Annotated in this window: 1 protein-coding gene; it reads right to left on the minus strand. The window is 27.4% G+C overall.

Annotated elements, in window-relative coordinates; translation table 11 throughout:
* Nucleotides 1-317, minus strand: a 317-nt coding sequence (locus L8U98_RS08245) for a tRNA 2-selenouridine synthase (RefSeq protein WP_318529471.1), incomplete at its 3' end; no start/stop codon positions are given.
* Nucleotides 318-566 lie beyond the last annotated feature (249 nt).

Here is a 566-nt window from a genome sequence, read left to right on the forward strand (position 1 = left end):
CTAGAAAAGCTAAATCCTCTTCCTTCATCTCCAAACAATCCATAGCTTTTTACTTTATAATCTATCATAGTAGCAAAAACAACAGGATATTTTTTACCCTCACACACATAATAAGTTGTCATACCTAAATAAGGTCTTAATTTTTTATAGTTTTCTTCACCCATATATGCTTTAAATTGATCTTCATAGTATGCAAATTCGGGTTTATCTTTGAAACCAAAATTAGCTTTACCTTTATATCTATAATCACTACGATAATATTTACAACCATTAGAAAGGACTTGAGGGAATTTTTTCTTCAAATAAGAAAAATTCACAAAATGAGTTTCATTTCCTACTTTGATTTCACTCCCTAAATACTTGCTACGAAATTCTTCTCTTTTTTTCTCTAATTCCAATATCTCTTCTCTTATTTTTTTATCAAAGATATAAATTCCACCATAATTACTTGCAAGAGTTTCTAATTCACTTGCTTTATTTTCTTTAAAAGCACATGCACTTAAAGATACTAAAGAAAATAAGCTTAGAATTATCATTGTGATTTTCATTTGATACTCCTTTTTAAA

This window comes from Campylobacter sp. RKI_CA19_01128, assembly GCF_025771175.1.
Classification (GTDB): Bacteria; Campylobacterota; Campylobacteria; order Campylobacterales; family Campylobacteraceae; genus Campylobacter_D.